Below are 17,300 nucleotides of genomic sequence, written 5' to 3' on the forward strand. Positions count from 1 at the left end.
GAAAAAGAATTCGAAGGGTAGAGGATAATGGAGACTAAGAAAAAGAAGATTTTATATATTGTTGAAGCCATGGGCGGAGGTGTGTTTACATACATCGTTGATCTCGCTAATGAGCTAGTTAATGAGTATGATATGTACATTGCATACGCGGTACGTCCACAGACTCCATCAGATTATAAGGATAATTTCGATAAGAGAATCCATTTGATCGAGGTTAAGAATTTTGGTAGAGTAATTAATCCTGTGAAAGACATAAAAGCTCTTAGAGAAGTAAAAGCGATTGTCAAGAAGGTTAATCCAGATATTATTCATCTCCACAGCAGTAAAGCGGGGGTAATTGGAAGACTTGCTTTTAATGGTAAGAAAAATCCTTTGTTTTATACGCCTCATGGTTATAGTTTCTTGATGCAGAACTACAAATTTGCAAAGAGAATGATGTTTAAGATAATTGAAGCTGTATGTGCTAAAAGAAAATGCACGACCATCAGTTGCAGCGAGGGTGAGCATCAAGAGACTTTGAAACTTACCAAGCGTGCTACTTATGTAAACAACGCAGTCAATCTAAATGATTTGCAGAAGATGATTGATCAGGTGGAAGTGAAAGAACATCCTTATACAGTGTTTACGCTGGGGCGTATTTGCCATCAGAAGAATCCTGCGCTATTTAATAAGGTTGCGGAGGCTATGCCGGATGTAAAGTTTCTTTGGATTGGTGAGGGTGAACTAAGAGAAGAATTAAAAGCACCTAATATTGAAGTTACCGGGTGGACTGAGCGAGGAGAGGCGTTAAGAATGTCTATGAATGCAGATGCATTTATCCTGACTTCTTTGTGGGAAGGCTTGCCGATGAGTTTGCTTGAGTCCATGTATATGAAGAAGCCTTGTGTGATTAATAATGTGATCGGAAATAATGATGTTATCCACAATGGTGATAATGGTTATGTCAGTGATTCTGTTGAGGATTTTGTTAGGGGAATTAATGCGATAAGAGAAGGAAGAGCACAGGAATATGTAGAAAAGGCTTACAATGACATGTTTGAACTTTATGATATTAAGGCTCAAGCAAGATCATACATTGAAATTTACGAAAAAACAATTCTAGGAGGAGTATATGAGTATGAAGGGAAAAAGATGAGGTTTTTGGAGCGCTTGGTACAGAAAGATTCTTTATTGAGATAACACCACCTATCAATCCCACGCAGTCCTGAAGCCTATAACCAGAATGACATGCATGAAACGGGTATTCGTTAAAGATAATTGCTCCATGAGCGCAAAATGAGTTCTCTGAGTTTTGTATTCTCAAAAGTATTTCTATATTTCAAGAAGGCTTAGAGCATGGATTCATAGTTTTCTCAGATGAGGGTGGGTATTGATTAGAATGATTCATAGATTGGAATCCAGTCGCCGAAGCTGGAATAAATTTGTAAAGGTACAATAAGTAATGAAGGCTATAGCGTAGATGGGAGTCATTTGAATCTTAGCGGTAAAAAATGGAAAAGGATGAGATTAAAATACGAATTCATATTTTAATAGAAAGGATTTACGAGGAATGAATAAATATGTGATTATACCTGGATGTTCGGATTTAAACAGAGGAGATCAAGCACTTGTATGGGAGACTAAACGATTCGCAGAGGATTGCGGATTTAATGGTGAATTTTATCTGACTTCAGAAAGAAATGAGCCTATCGAGCAGAGTAAAGGAAAAGGCTTAAAAATAATTCAACCGATTCTTGAGCATCCTTCTAGAAAATTTAAAAACAAAGAAAATATAAGTTATACAAAAAAACTGAAGATTATGTGGGGGATTGTATCTATATTTGACTTAATTGGAAGTCTTTTAATTCTCTGGAGCCCTACAAGAGAATTAGCAAAGTTGTTTTTAAGTAAAGAGAAAAGGTATGCTGTTAAGATAATGGAGCAGAGCGAGGCAGTATTTATGAAAGGTGGCGGATTACTGCAGACTTATGGAGGCTTGTATTCAACCTATAGCATGTATTTTTGGGTATATCCTATGTTGCTTGCACATAAACTGAAAAAGCCAGTTTATGTTATGCCTAATTCGTTTGGTCCTTTTAAGGGGCCGTTCGTAAAAAACATTGCAAGGGCAGCTCTTAAAAAGTGTAAGGTTCTTACTTCTAGAGAAACACTATCTGAAGATATGGTGAAGAATCAATTGAGATTAGATATTATCAATTGTCCAGACTTGGCTTTTACATTACCAAAGGCTGAGCTTGTTAAAGAGAAAATCTTTAGAGAATATAATCTTCCAACAGATAGAAAATTGGTTGCAATAACAATGCGTCCATATCGTTTTCCATCTGCAACTGATCCAGAGCTAGCTTATAAAATTTTTAAAGTAGAAATGGCTGCTTTTTTTGAATGGCTTTATGATCAAGGATATATGCCGGTAATAGTGGAGCATACATTGGCGGTTAATGCACATGAAAATGATGGTGCTTGTATTAAAGATGTTACCGCCATGGTAAGTGATGAGAAATATCGCTTTATTTCGGATACCTCATATGATTGCTATGATCTTAAAACCATATATAGTTATTGTGATTATATTGTAGGAACACGTTTCCATTCAGTTATTTTTTCTTTTGGCAGTGATACTCCAGGAATTGCAATTGCATATACAGGAAATAAATCTCAGGGAATCATGCATGATATTGGTCTTGATGATTTTGTGATTGAAATCGGAGATGTTCGTGCGGAACTTTTGAAGAAGAAATTTAAGGCATTAACTGAGAATGAGTCTGAAGTAAAGAATAAAATTAATAATTATAGAATAATGGCTGAATCATCCCGTGCGGAATTAATTGAAGCCTGTAGAAAGTAAAGGAAAGATCGAATGAAACTAGTATTTGCTCATGACCATAAATTAAGAAAAATAGATGGTAAATATTTCACACTAGGAGGATTGCGAGATACTATCACAGACAGATATATGGAATTTTTTGATGAACTGACAATCTTTTGCCGTGCAATTGAAAAACAGCCATATGACACACAGTTATTTGAATTAAAAAATCCAGCGATTACTATAAAACCGGTTTCTGATGGGTCCCTTATGCTTTCAAGAGAAACAAAGGCAATGATGGAAGAAGAAATAAAAAATGCTGATGCATTGATTGTGAAACTTCATAGCAAAATTGCGGAGCAGGCAATCTATTATGCAAGAAAGTATAATGTACCTTATTTGGTAGAATCGGTAGGCTGTCCGTGGGATGCTTATTGGAATCACAGTTGGAAAGGAAAATTAGTTGCACCTAGAATGACCATTTCTACAAAGAGAGAACTGAAGAGAGCACCTTATGCAGTTTATGTAACAAAGGAGTTTCTTGAAAGAAGATATCCATGTAACGGAAAATGGATTGATTGTTCTGATGTTGAATTGAAGGAAACTGACGAAAACGTCCTTGAAAAACGTATAAATAAAATTGAAAATATGAGTGGTGAAATAGTATTAGGAACTCTTGCACAGATTGACGTATTGTATAAAGGACAGAAATACGTTATTAAGGCACTGGCTGAATTGAAGAAAAGGGGTAAGTGTTTTAAATATAAATTGGCTGGTAGTGGTAGCAATGAATACCTAAGAAAAGTGGCAGAAGTTAATGGTGTATTAGACCAGATTGAATTCTGCGGAGTTATCTCACATGAAGAAGTTTTTTCTTGGCTTGACAAAATTGATTTTTATATTCAGCCTAGTAAGCAAGAGGGTTTGCCAAGAGCAATGATCGAAGCCATCAGCCGTGCTTGTCCAGCTGCTGGATCAACTGCTGGAGGAATGGGAGAGCTGGTTGATAGACAGTATATTTTCAGAAAAGGAAATGTCAATGATATTGTCAAGGTGCTGGATGGACTAAGCAAAGACTCTTTAATAAAACAAGCTGTAAAAAGTTTTGCTATAGCACAGAATTATAGAAAAGATTACTTGGATGAGAAAAGACGTGAGTTTTATAAAGATTTCGCGGAATCATGCAAGAATAAGTAAGAAAATATAAATGGAGAAGAGATTATGATTTATCTTGATATAGATGGAAGAGCAGGAAATCAATTTTTTAGATATGCATTTGCTAAAAAAATACAAAGTTTGAGAAAAGATGAACTGCTTTACGTGGATTTTAATCGTGTAAATATACATAAATTTAATGACGATTTGAGTGCTTTTTTTGAAGGGGAGTTTAAGATACCCACTGAAAAAACGTACAAAAGAAATTTTACAGCTTTCCAAAGAACATTGATTCTGTTTTGTAGATTGGGTTTTCATTTTATAAAAAATAAAAGCAGACTTATGAAACTTCAATTGGCACTTCAGCCATATTTGGAGAGACATGGGATTGCTTACTTAGAACTGGGGTATTATAATTTTAAATTCGATAAATTTAAAGGAAAAAGTATTTATATTAATGGCTGTTATGAAGATTCTAGATTTATTAATCCTGGTATCAGAAATAGTCTCGTAGATGAAAGATTTCTCAGAAATGAGAATGAAAAGTTTTATGACTTAATAAAAAGGAATAGTAGCGTATGTGTTAGTGTTCGAAGAGGGGATTTTCTTGCACCTGAGCATGCTTCATACAATCTCTGCAATGAAGAATATTTTCGAAATGCATTTGAAATTATTAAAAACAAAGTTAAAAATCCAACATTTTTTATCTTTGGTGATGATTTAGAATGGTGTCGGCAATTTTTTGCAAATTGGAATTATAACTTTGAGTATGAAAATTTAGGATGTTCAATTGGTGAAAAGATATTATTAATGTCATCATGTAAGTATTTTATAATTTCTAATAGCACATTTTCTTGGTGGGTGCAATATTTATCAGATTTTAAGGGCAAAGTAGTTGTATCTCCTGCTATATGGAATAAAAGTGAAGCTTGGAATGGATTAATAGAACAAGATTTTTTGAAAATTAATATTATGTAGAATAATGGAGGTGAATTTATGAAGGTGATTGCGGGTATAACACTGTTTAATCCTAATATAGAGAGACTGCAAGATAATTTTAATGGAATCATTAATCAAGTTGATGAAATTATATGTGTTGATAATGGTTCTGATAATATTAATGAAGTGAAAGCAATTTTAATGGATAAAATTAAATTGATTGAACTAGAGGAAAATAAGGGAATAGCATATGCTTTGAATACAATGTGCAAATACGGTTTCGAGAATGGGTTTAATTGGATTTTGACGCTAGATCAAGATTCTGTAGTCTACCCCAATATAATTAATAATTATTTGAAATATATTTTGTTGGATCGATGTGGGATGTTAACCTGTAACATTGTTGACAGAAATTTTAATAACACAGCAGATACATTTATTGACTCTGAAGGATTAGATTATGAGAAAATTGATATATGTATTACTTCTGGTGCATTTATGCCACTAGATATATATAAAGAAGTTGGCGGATTCGAAGACGTTTTGTTTATTGATTCTGTTGATTATGAGTATTGTTATAAATTAAAGTCAAGTAATTATTTTGTTTACAGAATTAATTTTTGTGGTGTTTTGCATGAAGTTGGTAATGGAAAAAACCATTCCTTCTTTCTGTCAAAAGTTATCATTTTAAATGAGCCTGTATGGCGGCATTATTATATGGCCAGAAATCATAGGTACATTGTAGAAAAATATCCTCAATATCATTCAAAGGTGACTGAAATATTTAAAGAAATAAAAAAGGAACTTTTTATCATATTTTATGAAAGTAAAAAAATTGAAAAGATTGTGCAAAGACATCGTGGACTTAAAGATGCTAAAAACATGGGGATAAGAAGAGTAGTTACGGAAACTAATGCATAAAACCAAATTTTTATGCAATCCGTTGAAGATCTATAAATTTTATCAATAATGACTACATTTATATAAAAATAAACAAAGCAAACAAACCTACAAAATGTAAGTTTAAAAAATAATATTTAATTGAAAAACGTTATTTCTAAAAAATGTATTTTTAGGAGTATTGCTATAAATTTTTATATATTTGTCAAGTGTTTTATGCAAAAAAATTGGTGGATTAAGAAAAAGTAAAATTAATAAAAAAGAGTAATCACGGTCCGCTAGCGAGTTTCCGTGATTACTCAAGAAATTAGGGGGATCTTATTATGAGAGTTGTGTACTTTTCGCATGATGACGGTAAATACGGAGCTCCTAAGTCATTAATGGACTTATTAGAGGTTCTGATTAGAAGGGATGATTTTACACCTATCGTAGTAACTTCTAAATCGAATGAATTCAATGAGTGGTGCAATAATAAAGGAATAGAAAATTATTCTATTCCGTATTCCGATTGCATGTATGGATACGAAAAAAAGCGTGCAATACTTAGAAAAATACATAGTGTTTATATTCATGGTATAATTCGCATGAAGCATGATTTATTTAATCAATTTTTTATAACAAAGATAGAGGGATTAATAGATTTTAAAAATGTTGATATTATACATTCGAATGTAAGTATTATAGATATTGGTGCAATAATATCAAAACATTATAGTATTCCTCATGTTTGGCATATTAGAGAGTATGGTATGAGTAGTGAATATGCTTATATTCCATTTAGGCGAAACTTTTGTAAGTATATTGAAAAAAATTCTAGTGTTGCCTTATGTATTTCAGAATATGTAAAAGATAATTGGGTAAAAATGGGTCTGAACCCGGAATGTATTAAAGTAGAATATGATGCAGTTAAATCTCCGGAGTTGATTGAATATGAATTAAAAAAGCATGATAAAGTTCGCATTATATTTTCTGGATCTAGTACGCCTGCAAAGGGACTAATTGATTTATTAAAGGCAATTGAAATTTTGCATAAAAAAAATATAAATAATTATGTTTTATACGTTTATGGTGATTACTCAAATGATTATGGACAGAAATTGATTGAATGGGTTAAAAATCATAAAATTGATAATGTTGTGCAATTTCAGGAATTTGATGAACAATTAAAGAATAAAATTAGTAGGTTTGATATTGGTGTTGTTACATCAAGAAGCGAAGCATTTGGTAGGGTTACGGTAGAATATATGATGGCTGGTTTATGTTTAATTGCAAGCAACACGGGTGCAAATCCTGAATTGATTATAGACAATTATTCAGGTTTGGTGTATCAATATAACAACCCAAATAGCCTAGCGAGACTTTTAGAGAAAGTGATTGTAAATAAGACTTTGAGAAAATCATTAAAGCTTTCAGCTAGAAAATATGCTGAAGAGAAATTTGACACAAAAAAATGTGCGGATAGAATTCTACAAATCTATTATTCGCTAATGGAAAGGAAAATATGATTGCATTTGTTATTTTACATTATCAGAATATTGACTTCACATATAAATGTATAAATTCAATTCGAAATAAAATAGATACTGCTGAATATAAAATAATAGTCGTTGATAATGCATCGCCTAATAATAGCTGGAGCAACTTAAAGACTAAATATGGGTCCGATGAAGATATTTATTTAATTAATAGTGAAACAAACTTAGGATTTGCTAAAGGTAATAATTTGGGTTTTAGATATGCTAAAAATGAGTTGGCAGCAAAATATATAGTTTTATTGAATAGTGATATATTAATCTTATCTGAAAATATTTTCGAACAAATCAATAAGATATATGAAAGTTCTCATGCTGGAGTTGTCGGTCCATTAATTATGTCAGGTGATGGTAGATATACTTCTAATCCTAGTAGATTTAGCCCATTAACGATTAAAGATGTTGATGAATTTATTAAAGACTACAGTATTAGGAAGTTCTATTTGTCAAAAAAATGGATTGGAAAAATAATAGAGGTTAGTTATATCAATTATTTAAGAATAAAGAGACGTTTATTCAATAAAAACAATAGTGAATCGATAGATCCCAAAAAGTATTTTGATGTTTTGGAGAATGTTATTTTACATGGATGTTTTTTGATATTTACACCCCAATATATAACTAAATTTGATGGACTTGATCCTGATACCTTTATGTATTGCGAGGAAGATATTATGTATTATAGATGTTTTAAGGAGGGAATAAAGATGTTGTATTATCCAGAGATAAAAGTATATCACTTCGAAAGAGGTTCTACCGAACATAACCTTGGAAATGATGACAAAAAGCTGTTTTATTATAAAAATTCACTGATATCATTAAAGATATTAAGGACAAAAATAATGGAGGTGAGCAGTAATGAAGATTAGTCTAAAAAAAAGCTTATTTCTTGATTACTGCTTTTGGGGAATTATTTTATCTCTTTATATAACATTAACAAATATTTGGATAAAATTCTTTGTACTTATTATTTTCACCTTGGTATATATGGTTTTATCCGGTTTTAATAGGAACATTAATAGAGTGATTTCTTTTATAAAAAGAAATTATAAGCAGTTTATAATATTTGTATTTTTTCTTTTTGTAAGTATTGCAAATACAAGAAACAAAACAGATGCCTTAAGTACTACATTTTACTTATTAGCATTTGGTTTAATGATAGTGAGTGGATATTTATATGCTAGAAATGTTGATTTGTTAAATAATAGTAAACCTTTGTTAAGACTAACATGGGTAATATTACTAACGGCAATTTTTGGAATTTGGACTAATATAAGCGGTAGGAATGTTGTTTCTGAAAACTTCTCTATTGCAACGCAATCAGTTACAAGAGTCAATTCAGTATTTGCTTCACCTTTACCATGCTCCTTGTTTTTTACAATTGGTCTTAGTCTAAGTCTAGTATTGATTAAATATATAGCAATTCGTTATTTACTTGCATTAGTATTTCTGTATGGAATTTTTCTTACCCAGTCAAGATCGTCTTGGATTATATTGACTATTTGCATGGTAATAGTTTTAGTTCGTTATATAGTTGATAAGAAAAAATCAATATCAAAGAGAAAGTTTATGTCATATGGAGCAGTAAGTTTACTTCTTGTGATAGCTGCGATTTATTTTAGAGGGCAAATTTCTGATATATACAGTTCTATTCAAGAAAGAATGTTTGGAGAGAGTATTAGTAATGATATGTCATATACGTGGAGATTCATGACAATTCATCTACTATTGTCAATTCAAACTCCTTTAAACTTTCACACATACATTGGAAATGGGTTTAATTCTGCTGCTTCATTGATTCAAAGTATGAATTTTGGAAGCGAATTTTCTTATAATGTAGCTACAACTGATAATATTTATTTTAGTGTATTTTATGATTTTGGAATTTTTTCTGTAATTATGCTGGGTGCGATATTAATTACTTCGGTGAAAGATGCTATTAAAGCAACCAGTGATGTTGAAAAGGTTGTTAATTATACTTTGATTATAGTTTTATTGTTTGGATTTTTTATGGAAACCATATACTGGCCAAGTGTCTTATTTGTATTTGCTACATTTTGGGGGATAAAAAAATACGTAAAGGAAAATAATAAAATCTCGAATTTAGGAGCTAAAACATGAAATCATTAAAAAAAAATGCTGTACTTAACATAGTGAAACAAATTTGCCAAGTACTGTTTCCGCTTATAACAGTACCATACGTTTCACGTGTACTTTCTGCTGAAAATTATGGTAGATATAATTTCGCAAATTCTATAATTAGCTATTTTTCTCTTATAGCTGCATTAGGTATAACTAATTATGCGATTAGAGAGGGGGCTAGAGTTAGGGATAATAAAGAGGAGTTTGAGAAATTTAGTAGTGAGATATTTACAATAAATTGCTGGTCAACAATGGTTTCATATTTTTTTCTATTTGGAATACTTATTGTTTCTGAAAAGTTACATAGTTATACAATGCTTATACTAATTCAGAGTTTAGTAATACTTTTTACAACAGCAGGTGTCGATTGGATTAATTCTATTTACGAGGAGTTTACTTATATTACAATTCGATATATTATTATACAATGCCTTTCTGTTGTAGCGATGCTAATGATTGTGCATAACGAGTCAGATTACATATTGTATGCATTAATAACTGTGTGTGCGAATGCAGGTGCTAATTTGATGAATATCATTCATGTCAGAAAATATGTAAAATTAAGATTCACATTTAAACCAAATTTAAAAAAACATATGTTACCGATGTTACTACTTTTCTGTAATACAATTGCTGTAACAATATATGTTAATTCGGATGCAACAATGCTTGGGATCTTAGTAAGCGATCAAGCAGTTGGTATATATAGTTTGGTAGCTAAGGTTTATACGATTGTAAAACAATTATTAAGTGCTATTTTAATCGTTACATTGCCTAGATTTTCAGTATATCTTGGTAATAATGATATAGATAAATATAATTGTCTTCTTAAAAAAGTATTCAATGCTTTGATTTCTATTTTATTACCAGCAATAGTCGGCTTATTTATGTTAAGCGAACATATCATTAATATTTTAGGCGGTACGGAGTACCAAGATGGATATATTGCGTTAAAAATATTAAGCATAGGGCTTATGTTTGCAATATTGGCTTATTTTTATAGTGGCTGTATTTTATTGCCGTATAAGAAGGAAAAGAATTTCCTAATTGCGACCATAATGGGTGCTTTAGCAAATATTGTTATAAATTTTATCGTGATTCCTAGATATAGCTATATAGGCGCGTCTTCTACTACTGTATTAGCAGAGCTTATTGTATTTGCTTTTTGTTGGTACTATTCTAGAAAACTCGTGCAAGTTAAATTTGACAGAAAAGTATTATTAAGCGTTGGAATATCTTGCATAGCAATCATTATTATATGCCATTTTACAACAATAAAATTAGGAGTCGGCATACTTCCTGGGATTGTATCAATAGCTTTAAGTGGTATTTCATATTTATTAATTATGCTACTATTTAAAAATGAAATTGTTATGCAGTTTATTAGATCAATAAAAGAAAAGGTGATGTAATTATGGAGAAAAAAATATCCAAACACGGGAATCATATATTGATATATTAAAGGGAATTGGAATTATATCGATTGTTTTAATATATGCTTTGAATACGGATGTATTTTATAGTGAATCGGTGGATTATGTCCGCAAATTTTTATATATTTACCATATTTCTATTTTTTTCCTTTGCGGGGGCATTTTGATTAAGGAGAAACCTTTTTTCGCTTTTTTTAAGGGCGTTATAAAAAATCAATATTTGAAATTTGTGGTAATAAGCCTATTTTCGTTGTTTCTGTTGCCTATATAGCACAGTATTGGGGTAGTAGATGAGTATCCGAATATCACAAAAAATATAGTAAATATTGTATTATATAAAAATTTTGGTATTCTTGTAGGTGCACTTTGGTTTATGCCTTTGTATACAGCAGCCTTTACTATTTTCTTTTTTATACGCAAAGTGAAGGATAAATCATGCATATGTTTTATTGCGGCTGAATTATTATTGGGGATGCTTGGTATTGTTTTAAATATAGAATGGAAAGCTCAGGCGTATTATTTAAATAAGGCATTGCTGTTTCAACCAATAATTTTACTCGGATATATAATGAAGAAGAACTATACTTTGATACGTTAAGAAATTAGGTGGTAGGTATTTATTCCATGCCTAGGTATTATTGTGTTTTTAAATAAAATATCAACGAATGAAATAGAGTTAAGTAATAATTTAGTATATGGTGGATATGGGTTTTATTTTATTGTAATTATAGGGCTGCTTTTTTGCATGTCGATGGCAACTTGCATAAATGAAATATGCAATAAGAAAGTTGTTAACTTTATGGCGTATTGTGGGAAGAATAGCTTTTATATAATGGCACTTCATTTTATATGCTTTAAGTTAATAGATAGTATAATTGGACGAATTTGTAAATTAAATAAAAATATACTTAAAATATACCCAATAAGTTTTTCTCAATTGAGGATTATGTATTTTGTTGCTGGAGTAATTATCCCATTGTTAATTGTATTTTTCTTTGAGAAAGTAAGAACGTTAACTTCCTGTAATTTTCCGACTAAAATATAAAATTTGGTCTCTAGCAACTTCAGTCATTCGGATTAAATTACAATAGTTTCGTATTATAATTTAAGGAGATGAAGACTATGAAAGGAATCATATTAGCAGGGCCTCAGGTATCCGCCTATATCTAGTAACAAAAGCAATGTCAAAACAAATGGTACTAATCGATGATAAACCAATTATTTATTTCCAATCTCAGTTTTAATGTTAGCCGGAATAAAGGATATATTAATAATATCAACACCACTAAATATTGTTAATTTTAAAGAACTTTTTAGCATGGGAAGGACTTGGATTTAAATATTGAATATGCTATTTAAGAACAATCTAATAGTCTTACAGAGGCATTTATTATAGGTAAAGAATTTATTGGTGACGATAATGTGGAAATGGCTCTTGGAGATAATATTTTCTATGGATAAAGCTTTACAGAACATTTTAAAAAGTTGCTAGTTTAGAAAATGATGCTTATGTGTGTAGTTATTATGCTCAAAATCCAATATACTTTTGTGTAGTTGAATTTGATGATAATGGTAAAGTTATTTCTTTAGAAGAAAAGCTTAAAAATCCAAATTTTATGAAAGTTCAGTTGTTAAAAAGATTAAAGCATTAAAACCTTCACAAGGAGGAGAACTAGAAATAATTGATTTAAATAAGGTTTATATGAAGTAAGGAACTTTAAAAGTTCGAGCAAGCTCGTCGTTCTTCCTCGAAATGTTACCTACTATCTGGTGACTTATATACAATAATTAGAATAGAAGTGATTATTTATGTAGTGTTATCGCTATTATAAATAGAAAATATATTAGTAATTTTATTATTAATTAATAATTGTTTATATTATACTTATAAAATTTTTTAGATAGATATACTTGAATGAATTAATAATATTTTAAGAGATTAGAGGAGTTTTGATGAAGAATATACTACAGAAAATTATGTTTATGCCAAAAACTATATATTTTAACTTTTATTATTTCAAATTTAAAGATGCCTTAAAATTTCCAATATGTGTATCACACTCTATAAAGATTAAAAATATGTGGAAAAGGAACTCAATCTATATAGATATTATATATAAAGCGTGGGGTGTTAAGAATAGGGATGGATAACGGTTCTTTTGCTTTAGGAATTAAACAAAGTGGTTTCTGAGATATGCAAGAAGATGCTTCACTAGTACTACATGGTTCTTGTTTTCTTGCAAGAGGAGTAAATCTAACAATAGGAAAAAATGCTATACTTGAAATAGGTAATAAATTTATAGCTAATGCACAGTGCATTGTTTCTGTGGCAAAAAGTATAACAATTGGAGACGAATGTTTACTGGGATGGAAGGTAACATTAATAGATGGAGATGGTCATAAAATAATTGATGAAAATGGTAAAGTAATAAATTATCCTAATGAAATTTTTATAGGGAATCATGTTTGGTTAGCTTCAAATGTAACTATACTAAAAAAAACATATATACCTGATAATTGTGTTGTTGCAGCAAACTCTTGTGTGTCTAATAAATTTAGTGAAGAAAAATGCATAATTGGTGGGGTGCCTGCTAAAGTTATAAAGAAAAATATTATGTGGTCACACGATGGATTTAAATAAATTAGGCTTATTAGTGATATTAGTATAATTCATACAACATTAAAACTTTTAAATTTTAAAATCTAAATCATATTTAAAATGATTTAATATTCACACTATTCATAAATTTAATTAATATAAAAGTAGGAGGGAATTATGAAAGGAATTATATTAGCAGGTGGATCTGGTACAAGACTATACCCAGTAACAAAAGCAATGTCAAAACAAATGGTTCCAATATATGATAAGCCAATGATTTATTATCCAATGTCAGTACTTATGCTTGCAGGGATAAGGGATATTTTAATTATATCTACGCCAAGAGATATAGTTAATTTTAAAGAATTATTTAAAGATGGACAAGAATTGGGATTAAATATTGAATATGCAGTTCAGGAAAAGCCTAACGGCCTTGCTGAAGCATTTATTATTGGAGAAGAGTTTATAGGAAATGATAATGTAGCGATGGTTCTTGGAGATAATATTTTCTATGGACAAAGCTTTACAGAGCATTTAAGAAAAGCTGCAAGCTTAGAAAAAGGTGCATATGTATTTGGTTATTATGTTCAAAATCCAAAGTCTTTTGGAGTAGTAGAATTTGATGAAGAAGGCAGAGTTGTTTCTTTAGAAGAAAAGCCAGAAAAGCCAAAGTCTAAATATGCGGTTCCAGGACTTTATTTTTATGATAATTCAGTAGTTAAAAAGGCTAAAGAATTGAAACCATCATCAAGAGGGGAATTAGAAATAACAGATTTAAACAAAGCTTATATGGAAGAAGGAACATTAAAAGTTCAATTATTAGGTCGTGGAATGGCATGGCTTGACACAGGAACTCATTCATCTATGCTTCAAGCTTCTAATTTTGTTGAAGCAGTTCAAAATACTCAAGGAACATATATAGCCTGTCTTGAAGAAATTGCCTACAGAAAAGGTTGGATAAGTTCAGAAGAAGTTATTGAACTTGCTAAACCATTAATGAAAACTGGATATGGTAAGTATTTAATGGATATAGTAGAGGAAATGGAACTTCAAAAGGTTAAATCAGAAATTGCAGCAACTAAAAACATATAAGGAGCTAATAAAATGGGAAATTTTAATTTTAATAAGACTAGTATAGATGGAGTTTACATAATAGAGCCTAAAGTTTTTGGAGATAACAGAGGTTATTTTATGGAAACTTATAATAGAGAAGATTTTTCGGGTTCTGGCCTTAATATGAATTTTGTTCAAGATAATGAATCTAGATCTAGTAAAGGAGTACTTAGAGGACTTCATTTTCAAAGAAAACATAGCCAAGGTAAACTTGTTAGAGTAACTAAAGGTGAAGTTTTTGATGTAGCAGTAGATTTAAGAACAGGCTCTTCTACTTATGGTAAGTGGGAAGGTGTTGTTTTAAGTGAAGAAAATAAAAAGCAATTCTATATTCCAGAAGGTTTTGCTCATGGATTTTTAGTACTTTCAGATGAAGCTGTATTTAACTATAAATGCACAGATTTTTATGCTCCAGAATACGACGGTGGAGTTATGTGGAATGATAAAGATATAAATATAGAGTGGCCAATGGACGGAATAGAAAACATAATTCTATCTGAAAAAGATAAGAAACATCCAAATCTTAAGGATTTAGATTTAAGTGATTATGAAGATTTTAGATTGTAGAATTTCAAGGAGTATGGATTTATGAAGATATTAATAACAGGATCAAAAGGTCAATTAGGCAATGAACTTTTGGATATAATAAAAAGTGGAAAAGCTGAAATAGGTGAAGTTTCAGAATCTATAAAAAAATCCGAAGTTATAGCATTGGATGTGGATGAATTAGACATAACTAATCTAGAACAAGTTAAGAATAAGATAAATGATTTGAAACCAGATGTAATAATTAACTGCGCAGCGGCAACAAATGTTGATGGCTGTGAAAGTAATGAAGATTTTGCATTTAAAGTTAATTCAATTGGTCCTAGAAATTTAGCTATAGCATCTGAGCAAGTTGGAGCTAAGTTAGTGCAGGTATCAACTGATTATGTATTTAGTGGAGTTGGAAATAAGCCATTAACTGAATATGATTTAACAGCTCCATATAGTGTATATGGAAAAACTAAGCTTTTAGGTGAAAACTATGTGAGAGAACTTTCTTCAAAGTATTTTATAGTAAGAACAGCTTGGCTTTATGGTTATGTAGGTCATAACTTTGTTTATACTATGAGAAGACTTGGAAAAGAAAAAGAATGCATAACTGTTGTAAATGATCAAAGAGGTAATCCTACTCATGCTAACGATTTAGCTTACCATATATTAAAATTAATACAAACAGAAGAATATGGTGTATACCATTGCACAGGTAAGGGAGAATGTACATGGTATGACTTTGCTAAAATGATAATTGAATTATCTGGTGAAAAATGTGAAGTTAAACCTTGTAGTTCAGAAGAGTATAAAACTCCAGCAAAAAGACCAGAATATTCATCTCTTGATAATATGATGCTAAGATGTACTGTGGGCGATGATATGAGAGATTGGAAAGATGCTATAAAATCATTTATTAATAGGTTAGATAAGTAAAGGAGTCTGAGTGATGAAAACATATTTAGTTACAGGTGGAGCTGGATTTATTGGCTCAAACTTTATTTTATACATGTTAAATAAATATAAAGATATTAAGATAATTAATTTAGATAAATTAACTTATGCAGGAAATTTAGAAAATCTTAAATCCATAGAAAAGGATGAAAGACATACATTTGTTCAAGGAGATATTTGTGATAAAGAATTAGTTTCAAATCTTTTTGAGAAATATGATATAAATTATGTTGTTCATTTTGCAGCAGAATCACATGTTGATAGAAGTATAAAAGAACCAGAAATATTTGTTAAAACTAATGTACTTGGAACAGTTAATATGCTTAATTGTGCTAAGGAAGCTTGGGAAAATGCAGATGGATTTAAAGAAGGAGTTAAATTTCTTCATGTATCAACTGATGAAGTTTATGGGTCCTTAGGAGATGAAGGATTCTTCATGGAAACAACACCAATAGATCCACATAGCCCATATTCATCAAGTAAAGCAAGTTCTGATTTAATGGTTAAGGCATATTATGATACATATAAAATGCCTATAAATATAACAAGATGTTCAAATAACTATGGACCATTCCAATTTCCTGAAAAATTAATTCCACTATTAATTAATAACTGTCTACAGCATAAAGATTTACCTGTATATGGTGATGGAATGAATATAAGAGATTGGCTTTTTGTAGAAGATCATGCAAAAGCAATTGATATGGTTATTAATGGAGGCAGACTTGGAGAAGTTTACAATGTTGGCGGCCATAATGAAAGAACAAATATACAAATAGTTAAAACAGTTATATCGTACATAAATGAAAATGTAGATAAAGATGTAACAGAAAATTTAATTAAGTATGTTGAAGATAGAAAAGGCCACGATAGAAGATACGGAATAGCTCCAGATAAAATAAAAGAAGAGCTAGGATGGTATCCAGAAACTACTTTTGAAGTAGGAATCAAGAAGACTATAAAGTGGTATTTAGATAATTCAGAATGGATGAATAATGTTACTTCTGGTGATTATCAAAAATATTATGAAAAAATGTACACATATGAAAAGAGCGCGAAGCGCAATTAAGATCAATTCACATATGAAAAGAGCGCGAAGCGCAACCAAGATCATAGATAAAAAAGTAGCTATGTTGCAATTAGGAACTTTAATAGCCTCTTAAAAAAGCAGCTATGCTGCAACTAGCACCCAT

At 30.5% G+C, this 17,300-nt stretch carries 16 protein-coding genes and 1 pseudogene; all 17 read left to right on the forward strand.

Annotated features, from left to right (window positions below; all coding sequences use genetic code 11):
- Positions 1–27 precede the first annotated feature (27 nt).
- The 17 genes and pseudogenes from AXY43_RS20430 to rfbB all read left to right on the forward strand — a co-directional run bounded on the left by AXY43_RS20430 (position 28) and on the right by rfbB (position 17,176).
- The gene (locus tag AXY43_RS20430) at positions 28–1,179 is read left to right on the forward strand and encodes a glycosyltransferase (RefSeq protein WP_105412057.1); all 1,152 of its coding nucleotides are present in this window, start codon (positions 28–30) and stop codon (positions 1,177–1,179) included.
- A gap of 370 nt (positions 1,180–1,549) precedes the next feature.
- A complete protein-coding gene (locus AXY43_RS20435) occupies positions 1,550–2,845 on the forward strand; it encodes a polysaccharide pyruvyl transferase family protein (protein WP_105412058.1) in 1,296 nt (431 codons plus the stop codon).
- A gap of 12 nt (positions 2,846–2,857) precedes the next feature.
- Positions 2,858–4,003 (forward strand): glycosyltransferase, encoded by a 1,146-nt coding sequence (locus tag AXY43_RS20440; RefSeq protein ID WP_105412059.1) that lies wholly within the window; start codon positions 2,858–2,860, stop codon positions 4,001–4,003.
- Between the two features lie 24 nt (positions 4,004–4,027).
- Complete coding sequence (locus AXY43_RS20445) at positions 4,028–4,939, forward strand: alpha-1,2-fucosyltransferase (RefSeq protein WP_105412060.1); 912 nt, start codon at positions 4,028–4,030, stop codon at positions 4,937–4,939.
- An 18-nt stretch (positions 4,940–4,957) separates the two neighbouring features.
- The gene (locus tag AXY43_RS20450) at positions 4,958–5,821 is read left to right on the forward strand and encodes a glycosyltransferase family 2 protein (protein WP_105412061.1); all 864 of its coding nucleotides are present in this window, start codon (positions 4,958–4,960) and stop codon (positions 5,819–5,821) included.
- Positions 5,822–6,123: 302 nt separating this feature from the next.
- On the forward strand, positions 6,124–7,305 hold the full coding sequence (locus AXY43_RS20455) for a glycosyltransferase family 4 protein (RefSeq protein ID WP_105412062.1): 1,182 nt from the start codon (positions 6,124–6,126) through the stop codon (positions 7,303–7,305).
- Entirely contained in the window at positions 7,302–8,201 is a 900-nt protein-coding gene (locus AXY43_RS20460; protein ID WP_105412063.1) for a glycosyltransferase family 2 protein, read from the forward strand. The genes AXY43_RS20455 and AXY43_RS20460 overlap by 4 nt, the downstream gene beginning before the upstream one ends.
- Positions 8,191–9,453 (forward strand): O-antigen ligase family protein, encoded by a 1,263-nt coding sequence (locus AXY43_RS20465; protein WP_105412064.1) that lies wholly within the window; start codon positions 8,191–8,193, stop codon positions 9,451–9,453. Before AXY43_RS20460 ends, AXY43_RS20465 begins: the two co-directional genes overlap by 11 nt.
- Positions 9,450–10,886 carry a flippase gene (locus AXY43_RS20470; RefSeq protein ID WP_105412065.1) on the forward strand — a complete coding sequence of 479 codons (1,437 nt, stop codon included), beginning with the start codon at positions 9,450–9,452 and terminating at the stop codon, positions 10,884–10,886. The genes AXY43_RS20465 and AXY43_RS20470 overlap by 4 nt, the downstream gene beginning before the upstream one ends.
- Before the next feature lie 442 nt (positions 10,887–11,328).
- Positions 11,329–11,505, forward strand: a complete 177-nt coding sequence (locus AXY43_RS20475; protein ID WP_206608167.1) for a hypothetical protein — start codon at positions 11,329–11,331, stop codon at positions 11,503–11,505.
- 42 nt (positions 11,506–11,547) lie between these two features.
- Entirely contained in the window at positions 11,548–11,952 is a 405-nt protein-coding gene (locus AXY43_RS20480; RefSeq protein WP_105412067.1) for a hypothetical protein, read from the forward strand.
- Positions 11,953–12,029: 77 nt separating this feature from the next.
- Positions 12,030–12,615 (forward strand): annotated as a pseudogene (locus AXY43_RS20485) (sugar phosphate nucleotidyltransferase); the annotation flags it as partial.
- Between the two features lie 486 nt (positions 12,616–13,101).
- The gene (locus AXY43_RS20495) at positions 13,102–13,548 is read left to right on the forward strand and encodes an acyltransferase (protein WP_105412069.1); all 447 of its coding nucleotides are present in this window, start codon (positions 13,102–13,104) and stop codon (positions 13,546–13,548) included.
- Positions 13,549–13,683: 135 nt separating this feature from the next.
- On the forward strand, positions 13,684–14,598 hold the full coding sequence (rfbA, locus tag AXY43_RS20500) for a glucose-1-phosphate thymidylyltransferase RfbA (RefSeq protein WP_105412070.1): 915 nt from the start codon (positions 13,684–13,686) through the stop codon (positions 14,596–14,598).
- A 12-nt stretch (positions 14,599–14,610) separates the two neighbouring features.
- Positions 14,611–15,186, forward strand: coding sequence for a dTDP-4-dehydrorhamnose 3,5-epimerase (rfbC, locus tag AXY43_RS20505; RefSeq protein ID WP_105412071.1), 576 nt, complete (start codon positions 14,611–14,613; stop codon positions 15,184–15,186).
- A 21-nt stretch (positions 15,187–15,207) separates the two neighbouring features.
- Positions 15,208–16,089 (forward strand): dTDP-4-dehydrorhamnose reductase, encoded by an 882-nt coding sequence (gene rfbD / locus AXY43_RS20510; protein WP_105412072.1) that lies wholly within the window; start codon positions 15,208–15,210, stop codon positions 16,087–16,089.
- 13 nt (positions 16,090–16,102) lie between these two features.
- Positions 16,103–17,176 carry a dTDP-glucose 4,6-dehydratase gene (rfbB, locus tag AXY43_RS20515; RefSeq protein ID WP_105412073.1) on the forward strand — a complete coding sequence of 358 codons (1,074 nt, stop codon included), beginning with the start codon at positions 16,103–16,105 and terminating at the stop codon, positions 17,174–17,176.
- Positions 17,177–17,300 lie beyond the last annotated feature (124 nt).

The organism is Clostridium sp. MF28, assembly GCF_002969175.1.
Classification (GTDB): Bacteria; Bacillota; Clostridia; order Clostridiales; family Clostridiaceae; genus Clostridium; species Clostridium beijerinckii.